The sequence below is a fragment of the Hyalangium gracile genome (genome assembly GCF_020103725.1).
In the GTDB taxonomy this organism is placed as follows: domain Bacteria; phylum Myxococcota; class Myxococcia; order Myxococcales; family Myxococcaceae; genus Hyalangium; species Hyalangium gracile.
Window position 1 is genome coordinate 31360 of sequence record NZ_JAHXBG010000031.1, and the last position, 22440, is coordinate 53799.

17 protein-coding genes are annotated in these 22440 nt (G+C 69.9%); 11 read left to right on the plus strand and 6 right to left on the minus strand.

Annotated features, from left to right (window positions below; genetic code table 11):
• Positions 1–60: 60 nt before the first annotated feature.
• Positions 61–591 (minus strand): cytochrome c oxidase assembly factor Coa1 family protein, encoded by a 531-nt coding sequence (locus KY572_RS40090; RefSeq protein WP_224249021.1) that lies wholly within the window; start codon positions 589–591, stop codon positions 61–63.
• A gap of 142 nt (positions 592–733) precedes the next feature.
• Between KY572_RS40090 and KY572_RS40095 the strand changes: the two genes are divergently transcribed.
• The 9 genes from KY572_RS40095 to KY572_RS40135 all read left to right on the plus strand — a co-directional run bounded on the left by KY572_RS40095 (position 734) and on the right by KY572_RS40135 (position 12747).
• Positions 734–1144 carry a PqqD family protein gene (locus tag KY572_RS40095; protein WP_224249022.1) on the plus strand — a complete coding sequence of 137 codons (411 nt, stop codon included), beginning with the start codon at positions 734–736 and terminating at the stop codon, positions 1142–1144.
• A 62-nt stretch (positions 1145–1206) separates the two neighbouring features.
• Positions 1207–7011 carry an Ig-like domain repeat protein gene (locus KY572_RS40100; RefSeq protein ID WP_224249023.1) on the plus strand — a complete coding sequence of 1935 codons (5805 nt, stop codon included), beginning with the start codon at positions 1207–1209 and terminating at the stop codon, positions 7009–7011.
• A 9-nt stretch (positions 7012–7020) separates the two neighbouring features.
• Positions 7021–7161 (plus strand): hypothetical protein, encoded by a 141-nt coding sequence (locus KY572_RS40105; protein WP_224249024.1) that lies wholly within the window; start codon positions 7021–7023, stop codon positions 7159–7161.
• Between the two features lie 14 nt (positions 7162–7175).
• Positions 7176–7934, plus strand: coding sequence for a potassium transporter TrkH (locus KY572_RS40110; protein ID WP_224249025.1), 759 nt, complete (start codon positions 7176–7178; stop codon positions 7932–7934).
• Complete coding sequence (locus KY572_RS40115; RefSeq protein WP_224249026.1) at positions 7924–8889, plus strand: GNAT family N-acetyltransferase; 966 nt, start codon at positions 7924–7926, stop codon at positions 8887–8889. The genes KY572_RS40110 and KY572_RS40115 overlap by 11 nt, the downstream gene beginning before the upstream one ends.
• A 70-nt stretch (positions 8890–8959) precedes the next feature.
• Positions 8960–9874, plus strand: a complete 915-nt coding sequence (locus KY572_RS40120) for a DMT family transporter (RefSeq protein WP_224249027.1) — start codon at positions 8960–8962, stop codon at positions 9872–9874.
• A gap of 113 nt (positions 9875–9987) precedes the next feature.
• Positions 9988–10965 carry an MBL fold metallo-hydrolase gene (locus tag KY572_RS40125; RefSeq protein ID WP_224249028.1) on the plus strand — a complete coding sequence of 326 codons (978 nt, stop codon included), beginning with the start codon at positions 9988–9990 and terminating at the stop codon, positions 10963–10965.
• Positions 10966–10975: 10 nt separating this feature from the next.
• Positions 10976–11584, plus strand: a complete 609-nt coding sequence (locus tag KY572_RS40130; protein ID WP_224249029.1) for an MOSC domain-containing protein — start codon at positions 10976–10978, stop codon at positions 11582–11584.
• Positions 11585–11718: 134 nt separating this feature from the next.
• Entirely contained in the window at positions 11719–12747 is a 1029-nt protein-coding gene (locus KY572_RS40135; RefSeq protein WP_407660087.1) for an Rpn family recombination-promoting nuclease/putative transposase, read from the plus strand.
• A 12-nt stretch (positions 12748–12759) separates the two neighbouring features.
• On the opposite strand, the gene KY572_RS40140 is transcribed toward KY572_RS40135, so the two are convergent.
• Both KY572_RS40140 and KY572_RS40145 read right to left on the minus strand, forming a co-directional pair.
• Positions 12760–12990 (minus strand): hypothetical protein, encoded by a 231-nt coding sequence (locus KY572_RS40140; protein ID WP_224249031.1) that lies wholly within the window; start codon positions 12988–12990, stop codon positions 12760–12762.
• A 22-nt stretch (positions 12991–13012) separates the two neighbouring features.
• A complete protein-coding gene (locus tag KY572_RS40145; protein WP_224249032.1) occupies positions 13013–14473 on the minus strand; it encodes a pentapeptide repeat-containing protein in 1461 nt (486 codons plus the stop codon).
• A gap of 43 nt (positions 14474–14516) precedes the next feature.
• Here KY572_RS40145 and KY572_RS40150 point away from each other — a divergent pair, with 43 nt between their 5' ends.
• Both KY572_RS40150 and KY572_RS40155 read left to right on the plus strand, forming a co-directional pair.
• On the plus strand, positions 14517–15482 hold the full coding sequence (locus KY572_RS40150) for an RluA family pseudouridine synthase (RefSeq protein ID WP_224249033.1): 966 nt from the start codon (positions 14517–14519) through the stop codon (positions 15480–15482).
• A complete protein-coding gene (locus KY572_RS40155) occupies positions 15479–18133 on the plus strand; it encodes a penicillin-binding protein 1A (RefSeq protein ID WP_224249034.1) in 2655 nt (884 codons plus the stop codon). The genes KY572_RS40150 and KY572_RS40155 overlap by 4 nt, the downstream gene beginning before the upstream one ends.
• A 39-nt stretch (positions 18134–18172) precedes the next feature.
• Here KY572_RS40155 and KY572_RS40160 read toward each other — a convergent pair whose 3' ends face one another.
• Genes KY572_RS40160 through KY572_RS40170 form a run of 3 tightly spaced genes read right to left on the minus strand, consistent with a single transcriptional unit; the run spans position 18173 to position 22315 of the window.
• Positions 18173–18934, minus strand: a complete 762-nt coding sequence (locus KY572_RS40160) for an SDR family NAD(P)-dependent oxidoreductase (RefSeq protein ID WP_224249035.1) — start codon at positions 18932–18934, stop codon at positions 18173–18175.
• A 15-nt stretch (positions 18935–18949) separates the two neighbouring features.
• Positions 18950–20443, minus strand: coding sequence for a serine hydrolase (locus KY572_RS40165; protein ID WP_224249036.1), 1494 nt, complete (start codon positions 20441–20443; stop codon positions 18950–18952).
• Positions 20444–20476: 33 nt separating this feature from the next.
• A complete protein-coding gene (locus KY572_RS40170; protein ID WP_224249037.1) occupies positions 20477–22315 on the minus strand; it encodes a sensor histidine kinase in 1839 nt (612 codons plus the stop codon).
• Positions 22316–22440 lie beyond the last annotated feature (125 nt).

Genomic DNA, 22440 nt, shown 5'->3' on the forward strand with positions numbered 1-22440 from the left:
GGCCTGGAGCGGAGGGGCGGTGGCGAGACAGGACTCGCGCCGCCCCTCTGTCGTTGCGGGCTACAGGTTGAGGTCCGGCTTGCCCTCTTCGTCCTTCGGCCCGTCCTCGGGCGTCGGCGGTGGCGCATCGGGCGTGGGCGGCGCCAGCTCCCGCCGTGTCCCACCGCCCACCTTGTCCATCAAATCGATGGGCGGCTGTCCGGGCACCTCCACCTGGAGCACCTGGTAGGTCCAATCCTCGGCGCTCTTGGTCGCCTCGACGTGGAGCAGGCCGGCGGCCTTGGAGCCCTGAAGGGGGATGCCGAACCGGGCGCTGCTCTGGCCGTTGATGTACTGGACGGAGGTCTGCCAGTCCGAGCCCTCCTGGATGGGCGTGCCGAGCGTGGCCTGCACCTCCGAGTCCGAGGTGGCGATGGCCACGGCATTCACGGCCGCCGGGTTCTTCTTCGCGGCGGTGAAGCCCGTGAAGACGGCGATGGCGCCGAAGCACATGCACGAGGCCACGATGCCCAGGCACCCCACGGGCACCGCCCACTTCCAGTTCCGGCTCCACCAGCTGGGCTGTGGCGCCATGTTGCCTTCCGGCGTCATGTCTGCCCCTCCAAGGCTCGGCCCACCGTGACGGGGAGGGCGCGGCACCCGTCATATGCGGTTCCCGGGAAGCCACCCAGCGCCTTGTTCAGGGGGCAGGCGAGGGGCTGACGATTGGTGCGGACCGAGGGGAGGGGGTAGCATGGCCGCGTACTTCATGAGCCTGGGGGCCCCTGGCCGGAGGGCGAGCCGCCGGGAGATGGCCGTGGCTGCATTCCTTCCCAAGAATGGACGCGAGCGGCTCGCGGGCGCGGGCGCGGACGTGCTACGCGCGGTACCCCGGATCCACCCGGACGCTGGCGTGCAACGTGTGTCGGGGAAGCTGAAGGCGGCAGGGCCCGATGACTTCATGCACCACTTCGAGGACGAGCAGCGCCAGGTCTCCGAGGTGGCCGAGCGCATCGTGGAACTGGTGGACGGACGGCGGACGGTGGCCGACATCGTGGCGGTGCTGTGCGAGGAGTTCGAGGTGGAGCCGGAGGCGTGCCGTGAGGACACGGTCGCCTTCGTGAGACTCCTCGTGGAGAAGAAGGTGCTGGTGCTCGGCTCGTGAGGGCCGGGCACTCAGGCCGTGAGCGGCGGGCCGCTGGAGCCCGCCGAGAGGGTGAGAGACGTATGCGCCGAGCGGTATGGCAGTGGCTGCTGGTGGGCTTCGCCCTGGTGTGGGGCGCCTCGGGGTGTAACTGCGGCGAGCCGCCCGTCGAGTCTCAGCTCGAGGTGGCCTTCGATCGGCCCAAGGACGGCGATCGGCTGTCGGCGGTGGACGACGCGGATCCCGCCACGGACGGCTTCCAGTACGAGGTGGTCGCGGTGGCGCGCGACACGGCGGACCGGCCGCTGAAGCTGGCCAGCGCGAAGCTGGAGGTGCGCGGGCCCAACGAGCAGACGTGGAACGCGGGGCCGGAGGCCGTCATCGACGGGGCCACGGTGCGCTTCCCGGGCACGCTGCTGCAGCCGCGCACCAACCTGCTGCAGGTGACGGTGGAGGAGGCAGGCTCGCGCCGCACGGCCACCCAGCGCATCAGCGTGACGGTCGCCCCCGAGCCGCCGTCCGTCGATCTCACCCAGCCCGCCGAGGGCCAGGTGCTGCGCGAGAAGGATGACGCGGATCCAGACACCGCGGGCTACCAGCTCCACTTCTCCCTGCGCAGCTCCGGGCTGGCCGGGAAGGCAGGCACGCTCTACTGCGAGAACGCGTGCGGCGTGCCGCCCACGGACTTCACCGTGAACAGCAGCGGGCTGACGCAGGTGTCGGTGACGCTGACGCAGTCCGCGTGCGAGGCCCAGCAGGCCGCGTGCTACGCGGTGGTACGCAACGGCACCCAGGAGGTGACGTCCAGCAAGCGCAACATCCAGCTGGACACGGTGGCTCCGCGCGTGGAGCTGGCTTCGCCCGTGGCGCCCGTGACTTCCACGACCTTCAAGGTGGAGGCCACCGTGGGCTGCACCGAGCCCGGTGTGGTGGCGACCCTCTCGCGAGAGGGCATGCCGGACATGCCCGCTCAGGTGGTAGGCCGTGGCGTGACGTTCCCCGCCGTCACCGTGCCGACGGATGGGCAGTACACCTTCACGCTGCGCGTGGCCGACGAGGGGGGCAACGTCACCACCCGGCAGATCCCCGTCACCGTGGCGAGTACCCCTCCCACCCTCAAGCTCGTCGTGCCGAAGACGATCACCTCGGACACCGTGGATGGGCGGCTCGACAACGGCCTGCAGGCGACCGTGAGCGTGCAGGCGGACTCGCTGCCCGTCGGTACGGAGGTCCGGCTCTTCACCTCCGTCAACAGCCAGTTCGCTCGCCCGCAGCGGGCCGTGACGGCGACGGTGGGTGGCAACCGCGTGGCCACCTTCACCGCGCAGCTCGCCGAGGGGACCAACCCCGTGCAGGCCTGCGTGAGCAACGCCGCCGGCCTGGAGCAGTGCGCGGCCGAGTCCGTCACCGTCTCCACGAGCCGACCCGTCTGCCGCATCATCACTCCGCTCGCGGGTGCCCTCACTCGCACCTCGCCCACGGAGGTGCAGGTGGAGTCGGGGGCCGGCCCCGTCACCGTGGTGGCGTATGACCTGGACGGCATGGAGCGGGGCCGCGTCAGTGGGACGGCGTCCTCTGGCTCGGCGCGGGTGTCGATGCCGCTGGCGGCGGACGGTGAGTACCGCCTGGTGGCTTCCTGCCCCGGTGGGGGAACCAGCCAGGCGCTCTCCCTGGGCGTGGATACCACGGCTCCGGCGCTGTCGTTCAACGTGCATGGGCTGCCCACCGGGCAGACCACGCTGGGGCCCGAGCTGAACGATTCCTCCCTGAGCCCGGGCATCCAGGTCTCCCTGGATGTGACGACCGAGCCGCGCGCTTCGGTGCTCGCCACGGGCTGTGGCATGACGGTGGGGGTGGCCGGGCAGGCGGATGCGAGCGGCGCCCTCCTGCTGCGAGATGTCTCCGTGCCGGACAGCGGGACGTGTGAGCTGCGGCTGACCTCCACGGATCCCGCCGGGAATGTCACCACGACGACCCAGGCCCTGACGCTGGTCTTCGCTGGCAGCTCGCTGCGCTTCGTGTCACCCCAGGCCGGGCGCTACCTGGGCGCGACGGACGGGGTGATCCGGGATGACGGAGGGCTGCTGGTGTCCGTGGGCCTGGAGGTGGGGGCCACCGCGGCGGGAACCCTCCGCTTGCTGCGAGGTACGACGGAGATCGCCTCCTTGCCCGTGGCGGCCAACGAGACGCGGAAGACCTTCACGAACGTCGCCCTGGAGGATGGCGCCAACGTGCTGCGCGCCGAGCTCACCGGCCCCGGAGGCACGGTCGCCTGCGCGACCATCCTCCTGCTGGTCGACACCGAGCCGGGGAACATCACCCTGATCATCCCGACGACCGCGCCCGACCCTTACAAGGTCAGCCTGGATGCGGCACCGGCGCTGAGTGGCATCCAGGCCCAGCTTCAGTACAGCGCGCCCAACCGCTCGCCGAGCGCCGTCGTGGACATCTGCACGAGCGTGGCGCTCGTCCAGGGCGCTACCCCCTGTCGCGATGGGTCGGGCTGGTTCACTCTCGCCGCGAACGTTCCCCCCTCCGTCCCGAACTTCACCTATCCCGACGGCCGGTACGCGCTGAAGGCCGTGCTCGATGATGGGGCCATCTCCGTCTCCCAGGAAGTCACCCTCAGGGTGGACAGCGTCGAGCCCGTGGTCCGCTCCGTGGAGCTGCTCGGAGATACCAACGGTGACAAGCGACTGAACGCGGAGGAGCTCCCTACCGGAGCACCTCAGCTCCAGGTCGCCGTGGACGGCCTGGAGGATGGGAGTCCGGTGCAGGTGCGCGACCTGGAAAACCGGAATGTGATCTACGGCGAGGGCCGCGCCTCGGGCGGCCGAGCCACCGTCTCGCTGACGGCCATGCCGACGGGAGTGGCGGACGACTATTCCGTCGTCGTCACCGTGACGGACGCCGCGGGCAACCAGAACCGGGTGGACAATGACACGGTGTTCTACCCGCTCAATACGGCGGCCCGCTTCTCGTTCGTCCTCGATCGCGTGTTGCCTGTCCTGGTGCTGACCTCGCCCACGCGGACCTCGCTAGGGAAGGCGGACGACGCATCGACCGCCGGTGGCTTCCAGCTCAGCGTCACCGTCAACACCGCCGCGGACGTGGGGACGGGAGGCGTCCACATGGAGCTGTCGCCCGCTGGCGAGGTCGTGGACCTCACCCCGGCCTCGCTCGTCGCCAGACACGACTTCACCCTGCCGGAGACGGGGAAGGTGACGTACACGCTGACGGTCACCGCCACGGACACCTCGGGCAACCGCAGCGCCGCCGTGGTTCGCACCCTCACCGTGGACCAGGAGTCGCCGACCGTCACACTGGTGACGCCTACCGAGGGCACCTACGACAGCACCGAGGTGCCCGTTCAGGTGGACGTGGGCGGAGGGGACGTCGGCTCGGTGAGCGTCTTCTCGCAGGTGGGCTCGAGCGCCCTGGTGCTCATCGGCAACCTGCCCGTCGTGTCGGGGGTTGCGCAGGGCACCCTCAACTTCCCCATCGGGCTGCAGACGGTCTCGGTGCAGGCCAGCGACGCCGCGGGAAACACGGCCAGCGACTCGGAGCCGAACGTGGAGGTGCGCCAGGCCGGCTGCGACATCACCCTCACCGCTCCGGCCTCCGCGGTGGCCACGCTGCTCGCGAAGGATGACCAGGATCCGTCGACTCCGGGCTTGCAGTACCGCGTGAAGGGCAACAGCCAGTCATGCCGTGGCGCGGTGGTGTCGCTCTATCGAGGGACCTCCACCACGCCCGAGGCCACCACGACGGTGGACCCGGTGACGGCGGGCTTCTTGTTCGATGTGACGCTCGCGGACGGCGAGCAGACGCGCCTCACCGTGGAGATCATCAACGTCTCCTCCATCCGCACCATCGACTACGCGGACGTGACGGTGGACATCACCCCGCCGCTCATCACCTCCATCTCGCCGACCCCGACGACGCTCTACTTCGTGGCCAGCTCCAATGCGTACCTCTTCCCGACGCCCGCTCCCGATCGGGTGGTGGATGGCTCTCCGGGGCGGGATGCCGACGCGACCTTCACCCTCACCGTGGCCCAGGGCGTCGGGAGCAAGGTCCAGGCCTTCTACCGCGGCGTTCCCGTGTCGGCGGAGCGCCCCGTCGTGCTTGATCCGGAGACGCTGCCTGTCCCGGTGACGCTGCCCCACGACACCGTGGGCACGCTCGAGCTGCGCGTGCAGGACGCCTCGGGGAACGTGGCGCTCCATACCGTGGCGGCCACCGTGGACGTGATTCCGCCCACGGCTCCGACGGTGTCCCGGACGCTGGTGGCGGGGCAGGAGCGCGCGGCGAAGGTCAACGTGAGCTGGACCGCCAGCGGGGATGATGAGCTCTCGGGGATGCCCGCGGGCTATGACCTGCGCTGGACCGTCAACGCCCAGCTCAAGAACGGCATCACGGACGAGAACGCGTTCGCCAGCCCGAAGGTGAAGCAGGAGACGGGCAGCCTCCTGCCGGCCACCTCCACGAGCTACGAGCTGACGCTGCCGCCCCTGGCCAGCTACTCCATCCAGCTGCGGCCGCGAGACGAGGTGGGCAACTACCCGCCGTTCCAGGTGGCGGACTCGGCGCTCATCCCCAACTTCTGGACCACCAAGACGCTGAACAACCCCGGCGCCTCGACCGCCAGCTACGGCCTCTACATCACCTCGCGTGGAGACCTGAACGCGGACGGCTTCGATGACCTGGTGGTGGGGGCGTCCTTCGGCACTCCTGGAGCGGCCTACATCTATTACGGCTCGAACAACCCGCAGGTCGAGAACCGCCAGGATCTGACGCTGCCCGAGGGGGGCAACCAGTTCTATGGAGGAGACTTCGACGTCGGCGACGCCGGCAATCCCACGGCGGACCGGGTGCAGGACCTGCTGATCAGCGCGCGCGGCTATTCGAGCACCAGCGGGAGGGCCTTCCTCTACTTCGGGCGCAAGGGCACGACGGTGGACACCACGGGCGCCATCGAGTTCCGCCTCCCCACCAGCATCAACAACGCCTCCCTGGGCGGGACGGCGAAGATGATTGGCGACATCACGGGCGACGGGCTGCAGGAGATCATCCTCAGCTCGCACGGCGAGAACCCACCCAAGGCGTACATGTTCTATGGGCGCTCACCGGACGAGTGGCGCGCCCTGGGAAGCGGCTGCAACGCCAGCTCGGCCTGCGTGGTCCCCGCGAGCAGCGCGAACAAGATTTTCTCCGCGCCCGCGGGCACCTCCTTCTTTGGAAGGAATCGCGGCTATGTCCGGCTCGGGGACATCACGGGTGACGGGGTCACGGACTTCACCATCCCCTCGTCCCACGAGACGCAGAACAAGGTCTATGTGTACTCGGGAGCCACCGTGCGCTCGTTGCCTGGGAGCGCGGTCTCCATCTCCGATGCGCTCCAGGTGCTCAGCCAGCCTACTGGGGCCACGGCGACCAACGGCTTCGGTACCGAGGCCGCCGGAGGAGTGGATCTGGCCGGCGGACCGGGGCTCGACCTCGTGGTGAGCATGGCGGTCGAGAACAAGGTGTTCGTGTACCGGGATGGGAACGCGCAGGGCTTCACGACGTCCCCGCTGCTCATCCTGGGCGGAAGCCGGTTCGGCACGGCCCTGGCGCGCGGTGACCTGAACGGTGACGGTCGTCCGGACATCGCGATCGGGCAGAACCTCCAGCCGGGAGGTTCCGCGTACGTCTTCTACAACCGCGGGGTGCCCGGGGCGGAGTTCGACACGGTGGCGGAAGACGGCTTCTTCCAGTCCAAGCTGGAGTCCAACAGCTCGTTTGGCATCAGCCTGAGCATCCTGGACTACAATGGGGACGGAAAACCCGATCTGGCCGTGGGAGACCATCAATCGAGTCCGGCACGCGTCGTGGTGTACTATTAGAGGGGAGCCATGACGACGGCGCAGCCGAAACCAGCCGGGAAGAAGAAGGTCTACGTGCCACCCCAGGTGCGCTCGGAGAAGATCCTCGTGCCCGATCTCTTCCAGCCGAGCTGCTTCGTCGATCCCGAGAACCCCCCGAACTGCCTGTAGGCTTCGGAGCTCGAATGCGGCTGCTGCGCTTCGGTGACTGGAGCGTGGGAGTGGATGAGGAGCTCCTGACCCGGGCCGGCGAGCGGTGCACGCTGGCTCCCTTCCTGGCGCCTTCCGAGGGCTCCGTCCGGCTGCGGTTGAGGGCCAGGACGGTGCCGGCGGGGCAGGGGGCTCCGCTCGATCCCCGCAACCCGTCCGGGGCTCGCTTCCAGGTGCAAGGGGACGTGGTGGACGTGGAGCCCCCGCGCGCGGAGCTCGACACCGAGCTGGCCCTGCGCGTGGGCATGCAGCTCGCCACGCTCCGGCAGGGCGGCCTGCTGCTGCACGCGGCGGGCGTGTCCTTCCAGGGGCGTGGCGTGGTCGCCATCGGGCCGAGCGGGGCCGGTAAGTCCACGTGGACGCGGCTGTGCGCCCGGGCCGCCGGGGCGGACGTGCTCTCGGATGAGGTGGTGGCGCTCCTTCCGGACGGGTGGGCGGAGGGCAGCCCGTTCTGCTCGGACCTGGATCTCCCCTCCACCCTGGCGCGAGCACGGCTGGTGGCGGTGCTCCTGCTGCGCAAGGGCCCGGAGGAGCGGATGGAGGAGGTATCCGCCGACGAGGCCATCCCGGCGCTGATGGGGCAGGTGTTCCGGCCGCTCCCGGGGGAGGCCACTCCGGGAGACATCCTCCAGCGCCTGGCCGGCATCTCCGAGAAGGTTGCCCTGAGACGTTTCGTCTTCCGCAAGCATGAGGCCGCGGCGGGCTTCGTGCGAGAGTGGCTCGATGGCCAGTAGGCATCCCACGGATCTGGCGGCGCTCGTCGAGGCGACACCTCCCGGCCGGCAGCTCTGGCTGCGAGGCGCGGGGCGGAGCCTGTATCCGCTGCTGCGGAGCGGAGACTCGGTCCGGGTGCTGCGGTGCGAGCCGGAGGCGCTCGTCCGAGGGGACATGGCGCTCGTGAGGGTGGGGCGCAAGCTCGTCGCGCACGTGGTGGTCTCCACCCAGCCCGTGCTGACGGCTTCCCTGCTCGGCGGGAAGGATCCGGTGGGCGAGCCGCTCGGGCGCATCACCGCGCTGCGTCGGGGGCCCCTGCTCCTTCCGCTGCCCCGGCTGGCGAGCCCTTCGCTCTTCCTGGGGCAGCGGCTCCTGTCCCGGCTGTGGACGCGTCCCCAGGCCCGCTCGGTCTTCCGGCGACTTCGGGACTTCTCCGTGTCCGGATGGTCCCGCCCGCTGCGGCAGCGGTGGCTCGGGAAGCTCGAGGTCCGGCTGCTCCGGGAGGAGGACCTGGACGCGCTCCTCGTGTTCGCGGGAGAGCGGCTGCTGGTGCCCTCGAGCTTCCTGCGCCAGCAGCTCCTGGACCGCTGGACGCGCCAGGAGGGGATGCTGGGCGCGGCGGTGGGCGCCTTCGATCCGAGGGGGCGGCTGCACGGCTTCGCGTACATGGATGACTACCGCCAGGAGGGCCTGCAGCTGGAGGGGCTCTGGGTGCGCTCGCTGGTGGTGGCGCCGAGGGCTCGCCGGATGGGCCTCGCCTTCCGGATCATCCACTGCCTCCTGGAGGAGGCCCGGCGGCAGGGGGCCGATCGGCTCTTCGCGGACATCGACGACGACAACATGGCCTCGCTGAGGACGTTCCGGAGGGCCGGCTTCAAGGACTCCTCCGCCGAGCTCACCCGGCGAGTGAACTCGGAGTGGAGCGCCTCGGGCGGGCTCAAGCCCCTGGTCGTCGTGGAGCGCGCGCTGGATTGAGGCTCAGGGGGATTGCGCGAAGCGGACGGGTAGGCCAAAAGCTCCGCTCCGGATTCGCATCGAGGCCCCGTTGTCCGAGACAGAAGCCCCCTCAGAGCGCCAGGGCCGCCTCCGCGCGGACGGAGCGCTGGTGCTCCTCACCGTGCTGTGGGGTACGACCTTCGTGGTGGTGAAGGACGCGCTGTCGCATGGAGACCCCTTCACGTTCCTCTCGCTTCGCTTCGGCGTGGGGGCCTCGGTGCTCAGCGTGCTGGCCGGGCGCCAGCTGTTCTCCCCGACTCACCTGCGGCGCGGGGCCGTGCTCGGTGTCTTTCTCTTCCTGGGCTTCGCGCTGCAGACGGTGGGGCTGACGGACACCACGCCCTCCCGCTCGGCGTTCATCACCGGGATGTACGTGCTGCTGGTGCCGCTGGTGATGCTGGCGCTCTTCCGGCGGGTGCCGCGCGTCTCCTCGCTGGTGGGCGTGGTGCTCTCGGCGATGGGGCTCTACTACCTCACGGGGGCCGAGGTGGGCTCGGAGCGGCTCTCCACGGGAGATCTGCTCACGCTGGGGTGTGCGGTGGCGTACGCCTTCCACATCGCCTTCACGGATCGCTATGCGCCCCGGGAGGGTGTCCAGGCCCTGGTGGCGGTGCAGCTGTGGGTGGTGACGCTGCTGTCGGTGGCATGCCTGCCCTTCGTGGAGGTGCGGGTGCAGTGGGCGCCGGCCTTCATCGGGGCCGTGCTCTTCTGTGGGGTGTTCGCCAGCGCCATGGCGCTCAGCGTGCAGACGTGGGCCCAGGCGCGGACGACGGCCGTGCGCGCGGCCATCATCTACTCGCTGGAGCCCGTGTTCGCCGCGGGCTTCTCCCTGGTGCTGGGCTACGAGAAGCTCGGAGTGCGCGAGTGGGTGGGCGGTGGGCTCATCATCCTGGGCGTGCTGGTGGCGGAGCTCGGCTCCGCGCTGTGGGTGCGGTGGCGCGCGCGGGAGGCGGCCCAGGTGTGAGGCGGACGTGGACGGCGGGCGCGAGAGGGAGCCTGGGTGCTGGGGCGACGGGCGGACGGGCGGTACATTGACGACACACGGTGTCGGGGGCGCGTTATAGGGGGAGCTTCCGCATGAGCGTCGAGCTGAGGCGAAATGGACTGCACCTGACGGGGACCCCGCTGTCGCTGGACGCGACGCGCAAGACACCCCTGTCCTTCGTGAGCCACGGCCACACCGACCACATCGCGCGTCACGAGCGGACCATCTCCACGGCGGCCACGCTGCGCTTCATGACGCACCGGCTGGGGCCGGTGGGCTCTCCGCTCGCGGTGCCGTACAACCAGATCTTCGAGCTGGGCTCGCTGTCGCTGGAGCTGCTGTCGGCGGGGCACATCCTGGGCAGTGCCCAGCTGCGCGTCATCCGCCGGGATGGAAAGCGCATCGTTTATACCGGGGACCTGAACGTGGTGCCCTCGCTGACGGCCGAGCCCGTGCAGGTGGCCGAGTGCGACACGCTGGTCATCGAGGCCACGTTCGGCCATCCGCGCTACCGCTTCCCTCCCAAGGAGGAGGTGCTGGCGCAGGTGGAGGCGTGGGTACGCCAGCAGCTCGAGCGGGGGGCCTTCCCGGTGCTGCTCGGCTACCCGCTGGGCAAGAGCCAGGAGGCGATGAAGTACCTGTCGGGCCGGGGCTTCGGGCTGGTGGCGCATGCGTCCATCCTCGAGGTGACGGAGCTCTACGCGGAGCTGGGAGTGCCCATCGGGCCGGTGCGGCGCTTCGACGGCAAGCTGGAGCCGGGCGAGGTGCTCTTCTTCCCTCCGCACCTGTCGCGCGCGGGAGGGCTGTCCGGGCTGTGGCCGCGAGCAACGGCGGTGCTCACGGGCTGGGCGCTGGATCCGGGCGCGGCGTACCGCTACGGGGCGCAGGTGGCGTTCCCGGTGTCGGACCACGCGGACTGCCCGTCGCTCGTGAAGTACGTGAAGGCCACGGGAGCGCGCGAGGTGCTCACCCACCACGGCTTCAAGAAGGAGCTGGCGCAGGTGCTCCGGGACAAGGGCATCGACGCGAGGGAGCTCGGGGGCAAGCCGCAGCAGCTCGCGCTCTTCTGAGGAGGGAGCCATGGGCACGCAGCTCACCGGACGCACCGTTCGCGTCCTCATCGGTCCCGAGCCGAAGAACCTCGTCACGCGGGACATGCCCGAGGTGAAGGTGAGCTTCGAGGGCTTCGTGGGAGACAGGCACGCGGGGCTGGTCCGGCCGGCGAGCGTGCACACGCCGTGGTTTCCCCGAGGGGCGCTGGTGCGCAACACGCGTCAGGTGTCCATCGTGTCCACGGAGGAGCTGGAGCTCGTCGCGGAGGCGCTGGGAGTGCCGCAGGTGCTGGCGGCCTGGCTGGGAGCCAACCTGGAGCTGGCGGGGGTGCCGCACCTGACGCGGCTGCCGTCGGGCACGCGGCTCTTCTTTCCCGAGGATGCCACGCTGGTGGTGGACGCGGAGAACGAGCCGTGCCGGAAGGCGGGCAGGGCGCTGGAGGCGCACTACACGGGGCGAGAGGGGCTCGCGAGCCGCTTCGTGAAGGCAGCGCACCAGCGGCGCGGGCTGGTGGGCTGGGTGGAGCGGCCCGGCATCATCCGCCCGGGAGACAAGGTGAAGGTGACGCTGCCTCCGACGGTGACGTACTCCGTGCCCCCTGAGCCTGGCGCCAGCGGTTCCGCGTCGAGGGAGTAGAGCGGCACCGTCTCCCGTGCGGGACTGTGAACGCGTGGCGCGGACACCTGGGTTGTGGTGGCTCCCTGCGTGGGAGCGTTGGCCCGAGTTGTGCTCTGGCGTTCCAGGGCATGTCTGGACCCCATGACCTCTTCGTGCGCTTCACCTTCGGCCAGCCCGAGCGGGCCGCGGCCGAGCTGCGCGCGGTCCTGCCTCCACACGTGGTGTCCGGGGTGGAGTGGTCCACGTTGAAGCGGGAGCCGAGCTCCGTGGTGGATCCCGAGCTGCGGGAGACCGAGAGCGACCTGCTCTTCTCGGCCCGGTTCTCGGGTGGGAGGCCACTGCTCTTCTATGTCCTGCTGGAGCATCAGTCATCGGTGGACCGATGGATGGCCCTGCGCATGCTCCGCTACGTGGTGCGCCAGTTGGAGCACTGGAGGAAGGAGCACCCAGGCAGCGCGCTGCTCCCCGTCATCATTCCCCTGGTCCTGTACCACGGGCCGGGTGGTGGCTGGAGTGCCCCGCGCAGAATGGAAGAGCTCTTCGATGTGCCCGGCGAAGGGGAGGTGCTCGAGGGCTGGAACGCACTCGTCCCCCGCTTCGAGTACCTGCTGGATGACCTGACGACCGAGCGTGAAGAGTCGCTCCTCGCGCGCCCTGGGCCGCCTGTGGTGCGGCTTTCCCTGTTGGCGCTGGTCTATGGCCGTTCCGAAGACCTTGTGCAGCGGCTGCCGGGCTGGGCGGCGCTGGTTGCTCAGGTACATTCCTCCCCAAACGGTGTTGATGATCTGAATGTCGTCTTCCACTACCTGCTGCGTGTGGCGGACGATGCTGCGCAGGACGCCACGGTAGGTATGTTAAAATCAGCAGTAGGTGCACAGCGGGCGGAGGAACTGATGACGACCTGGTTCGACAAGCACTTCGAGCACTGGCGTCAGAAGGTCAGACTCGAGGCGCAGGCCGAGGGTAGGGCTGAGGGGAAGGCTGAGGGGAAGGCTGAGGGAGAGGCCAAAGGGAAAGCCGAGTCCGTGCTCCGGATTCTGGCTGCGAGGGGTATCCCTGTCGACGAGCAGAGTCGGCAGCGCATCCTGTCGTGCAAGGACCTGGAGACCCTCGATCGGTGGTTCGATGAGGCCCTGAAGGCCACGAGTTTGGCGGATGTCCTGGAGGACCTGGCGCAGTGAGCAGCCTCCGGCTCACTTGGGGCCTGGGACGTTCGACCAGAAGACGTACGACACCAGGAGCCACACCGGGAGCAGCAGGACGAAGGGAGTGACCGTGGCCTTGGAGAACCAGCGGAAGAAGCGACCGCTGGAGATCCGGTACACGCCATTCACCAGCGCGAGCCCCACCGTGTAGGGCACGGCGCTGAGGGCCCACGCCGCCAGCCCGCTCCCCGCATACAGGAGGGCATCTTCCAGGACCATCAGCCCTCCCGCTCGCGCCCGCTCACTCCATCGTCGACTGGACGATGAGCTTCTCCTTGCCGCACACGTCGCAGCGCAGGTGGACGAAGAGATCCTCCTCGCTGTCCTCGGGCACCTCGCCCTCGGGCACGCCCAGCTCCGTCTTCGCCAGCGCCGCCACCTTCGTCGGGATGTCCGCCGCCTTCAGCGCCTGCACGTACGTCATCTCCCGGTCGTGGCACTCGCGCGTCTCCGGTCCGGTGAGCCACTGCGGCTCCATCCCCTCCGGCAGCCGGCTCACCAGCTCCAGGTTCGCCACCGACTCGGCCAGGTACGCCAGCCGCCGCAGCCGCGCCTCGTCCGGCAGCGCCGCGAACACCTGGAAGCCCTCGAACAGCGCGTTGCGGTCCTCCGCCGTCGCCAGCTGCGCCAGCTCCATCGCCGGCTCGGCCGAGTCCAGGGCCTCCTCCCAGTTGTTCTCCGGGTTGAAGCCCGCCTCCAGCAGCGCCGTGTACAGCTGCGTCGCCGCCAGCCGCCGCCGCGCCTCCTGCAGGTGCTCCACCACCTCGTGCGTCAGCCGCAGCTCCAGCAGCGCGCCCGTCACCCGCGGGTCGATCGAGCCCGTCAGGTCATCCACCTCCACCTCCGCCCGCAGCGCGTCCTTCAGCACCTTCGCCGCCGAGAACCGGAACTGGGGCAGCACGCCCACCTCGCGCAGGTACATGGCCGCCGCCGCCGCGTCCTTCCCACCCATCCGCAGCGACTTCTGCGCCCGCTCCACCGCTCCCGGGTCCGCCGCCGGCTTCTTGTTCTCCAGCCGAGACTTCACCGCCTCGCGGTACATGGCCTCCAGCGAAGAGCCCGGCGGCAGGCGCTGCGGCACCAGCGGCCTCAGCCCCGGCACGTCCAGCACCCACACCGGCGGCGCCGCCTGACGCTTCAGCGCCCGGAAGAACAGGGCGCCCGGCGTGTCCTGCGGCTTGAACGGGGGCAGCTCCTCCCCGATGGGGCCCATCACCGCCGCCGCGGCCGAGCCCAGCGCCTTCTCCCGCTGCTCGCGCGTGAACGCGGTAATCCCCTGCGCCGGAGGTGGCGGCGGGGGAGGGGCCTCCTCACCGTCCAGGCCCACCACCCGGTCCATGTCCACGTCCTCCATCTCGAGGTCGTCCAGCCCCTTGGCCCCGGTGAAGTCGCAGCGCAACAGCTTCAGCTTCTCGAAGGTGGCCCCCTCGAGGTTGGCGCCGCGGAAGTCACAGTCCTGTAGCCGTCCCCCGTGGAAGTAGGAGTTGGACAGGTCTGAGTCGCGGAAGTTGATCTTGGAGAGGTCGCAGCGTTCCCACTCCGAACCCACGAGCCCCAAGCCCGACAGGTCCGCGTTGGCGGAGAAGAGCTGGGTGAACGTGGCACCGGTGTGGTCGCTCGGCACCTGACCGGCCTTGCGGAGCTTGTTCCACTCGGCCGAACCATTCTGGAGAAGCTTCTCGATACTGGGAGCCTTCGGCATGGACCGGCCATTATTCGTATGGTCTGGTCCCGGCGCAAAACAAATGATCGAGTACCGAATCGAAGAGGACAGTACGGGCATGCGGCTGGACAAGTACCTCCGCAAGCGCCTGGCCTCCGTCCCCACCAGCCACCTCTTCAAGATGATCCGGGTGAAGAAGGTCCGGGTGAACGGCAAGAGGGCCCAGCCCGAGCAGCTCCTGGCCGCCGGTGACGTCATCACCATCCGCGGCGACGAGAAGCAGCTCACCGGCCCCAGCCCCTCCGGGCCCCGCCCCCCTCCGCCACCACCCCCCGTGGACCCCAGCGAGCTGGTCATCCTCCTGGAGGACGACTGGATGATGGCCGTGGACAAGCCCAGCGGCATGGCCGTCCACACCGGCAGCGGCATCACCGGCGGCACCCTGGTGGACTATGTGCGCGCCTACCTGGGGCCCAAGGCCGTCCGCAATGACTTCACCGCCTCGCCCGCCCACCGGCTGGACCGCGAGACGTCCGGCGTCATCCTGGTCGCCAAGCGCCGGCCCGCAATGGTCCACTTCACAGAAGTTTTCACCGAGGGTAAAGCCCGCAAGCGCTACCTCACCCTGGTGAAGGGGAAGATGTCCAAGGACTCGGGTGTCATCGACCTACCACTCTCCGAGCACCAGCAGACGGCCGAGTCCAAGGCCCGTCGAGGGGTGAACATGCAGGAGGCACTCACCCGATGGAAGGTCATCCGGCAGTCGAGCGAGGTGGCGCTGCTCTCCTGCTCCATCGAGACCGGGCGCACTCATCAGATAAGAAGGCACCTGGCCGCAGTAGGCCACCCCGTTGCCGGGGACCGGAAGTATGGTGACTTTGGCTTCAACCGGGACGTGCGGGCCCGGTGGGGCTTGAAACGTTTGTTCCTGCACGCCGAGCGCATCGAATTTCCTCACCCCCAACACGGCGGGAAGGTGACGGTGGAGGCGAGGTTGCCTCCAGAGCTGAAGGACATACTCAAACGAGCTGCGCTGGAACCGTCATGAAGACTCCCGAACCGAAGACTGACCGCAGCCGCTCCAAGCTCGTGCTCGACGGGGTGAAGAAGCGCCCCTGGTGGGTGTTCCCCCTCAAGCTCGCGGGCTGGATGGCCCTCACCGGCGCCACGGCGGGAGTCGTAGCCGTGGTGGCGGTGTACTACATCTTCTCGCCAGGGCTGCCCGCCATCCCCAAGGTGGACGAGTACTGGCCGCCCATCGTCAGCGAGGTGTACACGGACGACGCGGTGCTGGCCGGCGAGTTCTACAACCAGCGGCGCAAGGTGGTGCCCTACGAGCGCATCCCCAAGCGGCTGGTGCAGGCGTTCATCGCCAGCGAGGACTCCAGCTTCTTCGACCACATGGGCGTGGACATCCTGGGCACCGCGCGCGCCGTGACGAAGACGGTGGGCACCAAGCTGGGGCTGCGCAGCGGCGGCGTGCAGGGCGGTTCCACCCTGACGCAGCAGACGGCGAAGGCGGTGCTGATTGCCGCCGAGGGCTACAAGGAGGCCACCGCGAAGACGCCCAAGCGGAAGATCCGCGAGGCGCTGCTGGCCCGGCGCCTGGAGGCGGCGCTGACCAAGGAGGAGATCCTCTACCTCTACCTGAACAACGTCTTCCTCGGGCACCACAGCTACGGCGTGCAGAGCGCGGCGGAGAACTACTACCGCAAGGACGTGAAGGACCTGACGCTGGGAGAGATGACGCTCATTGCTGGCCTGCCCCAGGCGCCCAGCCGCTACTCGCCCTTCCTGCGGCCCGAGGCGGCCAAGAAGCGCCGCTCCTACGTGCTGCGCCGCATGCTCGAGGAGGGGATGATTACCCGCGAGGAGCACGACACCGCCAACGCCGAGCCGGTGAAGGTGTATCCGGTGGAGGACGTGTTCCACGAGTTCGCCCCGTACTTCGTCGAGCAGGCCCGCCGCGACATCGTCGAGCGCTACGGCAACCCGGCGCTGCTGGACCAGGGCCTGAAGATCTTCACCACCATGGACAGCGAGCGTCAGCGCGCGGCCCAGGAGGCGGTGCTCACCGGACTGCTGGAGCTGGACAAGCGCCAGGGCTGGCGCGGCGCCCTGATGAACCTGCCCACGGAGGAGGAGCGCAAGGCCTTCGTCGAGCGCGCCAGGAAGGCCATGGGCAACGAGGAGCTGGTCCTCAACCGCTTCTACGTGGCGCTGGTGACGAAGCTCGACGACGACGGCAAGGGCGCCGACATCCAGGTGGGGCCGCACGCCGGCCGGCTGCCGCTGCTCGGCATGCACTGGGCGCGCAAGGTGAACCCCGAGTCCTACTACTCGCCGGGGGCGATGATCTCGCACGTGAAGAAGGCCATCGCCGTGGGCGACCTGGTCGTCGTGCGCCACGTGCTGAAGAAGGACCTCACGGACGACAAGGAGCAGTGGGACAAGAAGCTGGCCGAGGCCATCCCCGCCGACGAGGCGGTGCCGCTGGACGAGAAGCAGCAGGTGCCGGGCTCGCTGTCGCCCGGGCCCATGAAGTCCAACAGCACCGGCCCGAAGATCTTCCGGCTGGAGCAGGTGCCCGAGCCACAGAGCGCGCTCGTCTCCATCGATCCGCACCGGCAGTACCTCACCGCCATGGTGGGCGGGTACGACTTCGACGACAACGAGTTCAACCGCGCCTTCCAGGCATGCCGTCAGCCGGGCAGCTCCTACAAGCCGCTGGTGTACTCGGCGGCCATCGAGAAGCTCAACTGGACGGAGGCCACCGTCATCGTGGACTCGCCCATCGTCGAGCACGATCCGGACACCAAGGTGGCCTGGAAGCCGGAGAACTACACCGAGGAGTTCGTGGGCGACGTGCTGCTGCGCAACGCCATGATCAACTCGATGAACATCCCCGCGGTGAAGACGTTCGGCGCGGTGGGCACCAAGAACATGGCCGAGTGGGCCCGCACCCTGGGCCTGTCCACGCCCATGAACATGGACTTCTCCGCCGCGCTCGGCTCCTCGTGCGTCTACCCGGTGGAGCTGGCGCAGGTGTACGCCACCTTCAACCGCTACGGCCGCAAGAAGCCCACCTACTTCATCCGCAAGATCGAGGACCGCTTCGGGCGCACGCTCGAGGACCACACCGCGTTCGATGACCCGTGGGCGCCGCTGCAGGACCGCGTGGCCGCCAGCTACGCGCGGCTGTTCGAGCCGGGCGAACAGGTGATGAGCCCCGAGACGGGCTTCATCACCACGCACCTGATGCGCGGCGTGGTGCTGGAGGGCACCGGCGGCCCGGCTCAGCGCCTGGGCAAGCCGTCCGCGGGCAAGACGGGCACCACCAACGACTCGTTCGACACGTGGTTCTCCGGCTTCACGCGCGACTTGGTGACGGTGGCGTGGGTGGGCTACGACCTGAACCCGCACCCGCTCAACCGCTTCGAGACGGGTGGCCGCGCCGCGCTCCCCATCTGGCTGGACTACATGAAGAAGGCCCTCGCCGAGCGGCCCCAGGGCGAGTTCGTCCCCTGGCAGAGCATGGAGATCGTTCGCCTGCCCATCGACAACAAGACGGGGAAGATCGCCTCCGAGAGCTCCAAGAACATGAAGGTCATGTTCTTCAAGAAGGGGACGGAGCCGAAGGAAGTGGCCCCGCAGAAGGGCCAGATCGACGAGCAGCAGTTCCTGATGGGCCAGCAGTAGCCCCGGCCCTCCGCCTGGGGGCCCCGGAGGACGGGGCCCTCAGCGCACCCGGCGCGCGATCGCGTCGAAGAGCGGGTTCGGCATCGCCGTCACCACCTTCATCAGCGCGCTCGTCTGCCACGGGAAGGCGAACACCGGCACCCCGCGCGTGATGGCCCTGGCCATCCGGTCCACCGCGTCCTCCGTCTCCAGCAGGAAGGGCATGGGGTGGCGGTTGGGCGCCGTCATCTCGCTCTTCACGAAGCCCGGCTGGATGCAGGTGACGCGCACGCCGGTGCCCTGCAGGTCCACGCGCAGGCTCTCCAGGAAGGTGGTGAAGAACGCCTTGGAGCCGGAGTAGGCGGCGTTCTGCGGCAGCCCCCGGAAGCCCGCCAGGCTGGAGACGCCCACCAGGTGGCCGCGCTGGCGCTCCACCATCCGTGGCAGCACCGCGCCCAGCGTGGCCGCCGCCCCGGTGACGTTCACGTCGATGATCTGCTTCACGCGCTCCCAGTTGAAGCGCTTGCCGTCCGTCGGCAGCCCCACGCCGGCGTTGGCCACCACCAGCTCCAGCCCGCCGCAGTCCGCGTCGATGCGCTGGATGCGCGCGATCGTCTCGTCCGTCCTGGAGACGTCCAGCTCCAGGGGCTCCAGGTTGCCGCCCGCCGCGCGGGCCTCCTCTGCCAGGGCCTGGAGGTGCTCGCGCCGCCTCGCCGCGGCGAACACGCGCGCGCCCCGCTTCGCGAACCACAAGGCCAGTCCCCGCCCCAGGCCGCTCGAGGCTCCGGTGATCAGTGCCGTGCCGTACCTGCTCTCCGCCATCGGTGCTCTCCCGCGTCAGCGCCGTTCGAACTCGCCCAGGTCCTGTACCACTCCGCGCGTGGGATTGCCCTGCGCGTCGAGGTGGAAGGTGACCAGCGCCGTGCCCAGCGCCTCGTTCTTCCACTTCACCCGGAAGGTGTCGTGGTGCCAGTGCTCGGCCTCGCCCTCCCACCCGGCGAAGCCCACCCGCAGCCGGCCCTTGTCCGCCGAGACGGTGAGCTCTCCCAGCAGCGGCCGGGAGTAGGTGCCCGCGTAGCGCTCCAGCGGCAGGCTGGGGCGCGTGCCCGTCATGCGCGCGGCCTCCTGGGCCTGCTCGGCCTCCTTCTGCTTCTTGCGGTACTCCAGCGAGACTTCCAGCCGTAGCTTGTTCCAGTCCTTCACCGGCGCGCCCAGGTAGCTGTCCACCACCCGGTACACCAGGGCCTCGGGGAAGGACGTTCGCGGCCCGTTGGTGAGGACGATGACGCCCAGGGCCTCCTCGGGCAGCAGCGCGGCCGAGCACGTCATCCCGTCCATGCCCCCGGTGTTCCACACCATCCACCGGCCCCGGTGGTCCTTCAGCAGCCAGCCCAGGCCGTGGGCGTCCAGGTGGCTCTCCGGGAAGAGCCGGCGGGTCAGCGCGTCGCGGCGCAGCGGCATCTGCGGCGTGTGCAGCTCCTCCACCACCTCCGGGCTGAGCACCCGCTTGCCCTCCAGCGTGCCCTTGCCGAGCAGCATCAGCAGCCAGCGCGCCAGGTCCCGCGCGTTGGAGTGAATGGCCGCCGCCGGGCCTACCGCACTGCCGTCCATCCAGCGAGCGGGCCTCGGCTCTCCCGTCCTGTCCACGTGCGGCGTCGCCACGTTGCTCAGCGCCGCCAGCTCCTCCACGTGCGTGCCCGTGGAGCTCATCCCCAGTGGCTCGAAGAGGCGCTTGCGCACGAGGCTGTCCCAGCTCATCCCCGCTCGCGCCGCCGCGGCCTCGCCCGCCACCAGGTACATCACGTTCGAGTACGTCACCGTGCCGCGCAGCCCCGCCTGCTGCTCCAGGTGGCGCAGCCGGGCGATGATGTCCTTGCGCGTGTACTTCGTCCCGTACCACAGCGCCTCCGCGTCCTCCTTCACGCCGCTGCGGTGCGAGAGCACGTCCCGCAGCGTCAGCTCCCGCGTCACGTAGGGGTCGGCCAGCGCGAAGCCCGGCAGGTGCTCGGTGACGGGGTCGTCCCAGCCCAGCTGCTTCGCGTCCACCAGCAGCCCTACCGCCGCCGAGGTGAAGCCCTTCGTGAGCGAGCCGATGGCGAACACGGTGCGCTCATCCACCGGGGCGGGCTTGCCCACCTCGCGCACGCCGAAGCCTCGGGCCAGCACCACCTTCCCGTCCTTCACCACCGCGATCGACACGCCGGGGACCTTCCAGTCCCGCATGGCCTGGGTGACGTAGGGCGCCAGGTCCGCCAGTGGCGCGGGCTCGGCCGGGGGCGCGGCGGCGAGCACGGTGATGGGCAGCAGGGAGACGAGCGCGGCGAGCATCATGGCTCCCGACGCTGAGCCAGCGTCCGCCCTCCGTCAAGCCGTGGGCGAGGCCAGCGGCAGCTCCACCTCGAAGGTGGCGCCATGGCCCGGCTCGCTGGAGGCCCGGATGCTGCCTCCGAACGCCTCCACGAGGTGCCGCGTCAGGTAGAGCCCCAGCCCCAGCCCGCCGAAGTGCTCCGCGGAGACCGCGCGCTCGAAGCGGTCGAAGATGCGCGGCAGGTGCTCCGGCGAGATGCCGATGCCCTCGTCCGCCACCGTGAGGCGGGCCCCGTTGGCCACCCGCTCGACCAGGATGTGCACGGTGTGGCCGGCGCCGTACTTCAGCGCGTTGCTGAGCAGGCTGCTCACCACCTGCTCCAGCCGGATGCGATCCCAGTGCCCCACGACGGGCCCGTCGGCCCGGACCTCCAGCGGCGTGTGCGTGCGCAGCGCCTGGCCCGCGAAGCGGCTCACCACCTCATGCACCAGCGCCGAGAGGTCCAGGTGCTCCAGGTCCAGCTCGAGCCGGCCCACCTCGAGCCGGGACACGTCCAGCAGGCTCTCCGCCAGCGTGGACAGCCGCTTGCACTGGCGCTGGAGCACGGTGACGTGCTCCTTCATGCGCGCGGCATCCACCTGGGCGCTGTGCCGCTCCAGCTCGCGCTTGAGCGTCTGCAGGCGGAGGTTCAGCGGGGTGAGCGGCGTCTTCAGCTCGTGCGAGGCGACGGCCAGGAACTCGTCCCGCAGCCGCACCGCCTCGCGCGAGGCGCTGTAGAGCAGAGCGTTGTCCACCGCCAGCGCCGCCCGGGCCGCCAGCTCCATGGCCAGCCGCAGGTCCGCCTTGCGGTAGTGCCGGTGCGAGCCGGAGTACGCGAAGGTGATGGCCCCCAGGGTCCGCCCTCGCGCCTGCAGGGGCGCCACGAGGTACGACTCGAGCTCCAGGGCACGCAGGGCGCGCAGGTGCTCCGCGTCTCGCGCCGCCCGAGGCAGCTTCGTCGGCGGGACGATCTCCCTCAATTCCGGCTGGCCGTCGCGGATGACCCGGCCAGGGCCGTAGGCGTCTTCCAGGCGAGCGGGCCAGCGGTGCTCCAGCTCCCAGGCCAGCGCGGCCTTCTCCGGCGCCCGGTGCCCCACCGCCAGCCGGCGGATCGTCCCGTCCTCCTCGAGGATGTCCACCGTGCAGAGGTCCGCCACCACGGGCACCGCGAGCCGGGCCACCTGGTCGAGCGTCGCGCGGAAGTCGAGCGAGGCCGAGAGTGCCTGGCTGGCCCGGGCGATGAACCGGGCCTTGCGCTCGGCCCGCCGTGTCCTGCGCCGCAGCCGCAGCGTCTCCACGGCGGTGACGACCCGGCGCGCGAGCTCCTCGGCTACCTCCAGCTCCTGGAGCCCGTAGGGCGCCTCGGGCTCGCTGCGGCCCAGCAGGAACATGCCCAGCACGCGCCGACGTCCCCTCAGCGGCACCAGCAGCACCGAGCGGGGCTTGAACTCCTCCAGGCCCGCGAGCGGCTCCGGCAGCGTGGCCACCTGCCGGCGGATCTCCACCGGGTAGTTCGCGAAGAGCCGGGCCACGCCCGTCTGCAGCACGTCGAGCAGCGGGTTGCAGGCCGTGTCCGAGCGGGAGTGGCTCCCCAGGGCGCGCAGCTGGGCCTCACGGTCAGGATCCTGATGGAGCGCCGCCACCCTCCGCAGCCTCCCGCGGGGGCCCGCCAGGTCCACGAGGCAGAAGCTGGCCAGGCCCTGCGCGGTGCACAGGCGTGCCACATCCCGCAGCAGGCGCCGCAGGCCGCTCCGTCGCTGGGTGAGCAGGCGTCCGGCCGCCGACAGGAACTGGAGGGAATGAAACGGGGTGGGGCTGTGAGACAGGCGCTCCTCTTCGTGCGACCCGCGTGTCACGAGGGCCTCCAGAGGCTCATGGTGCGTACCCCTCTCGCGCCCGTCTCTGGAGCCGTTCATCAGGAGGCTGGAGCTGTTCGTATCCATGGATTCGAGCGGTCAAGAGAGGCCTACCCCTCTTAGGT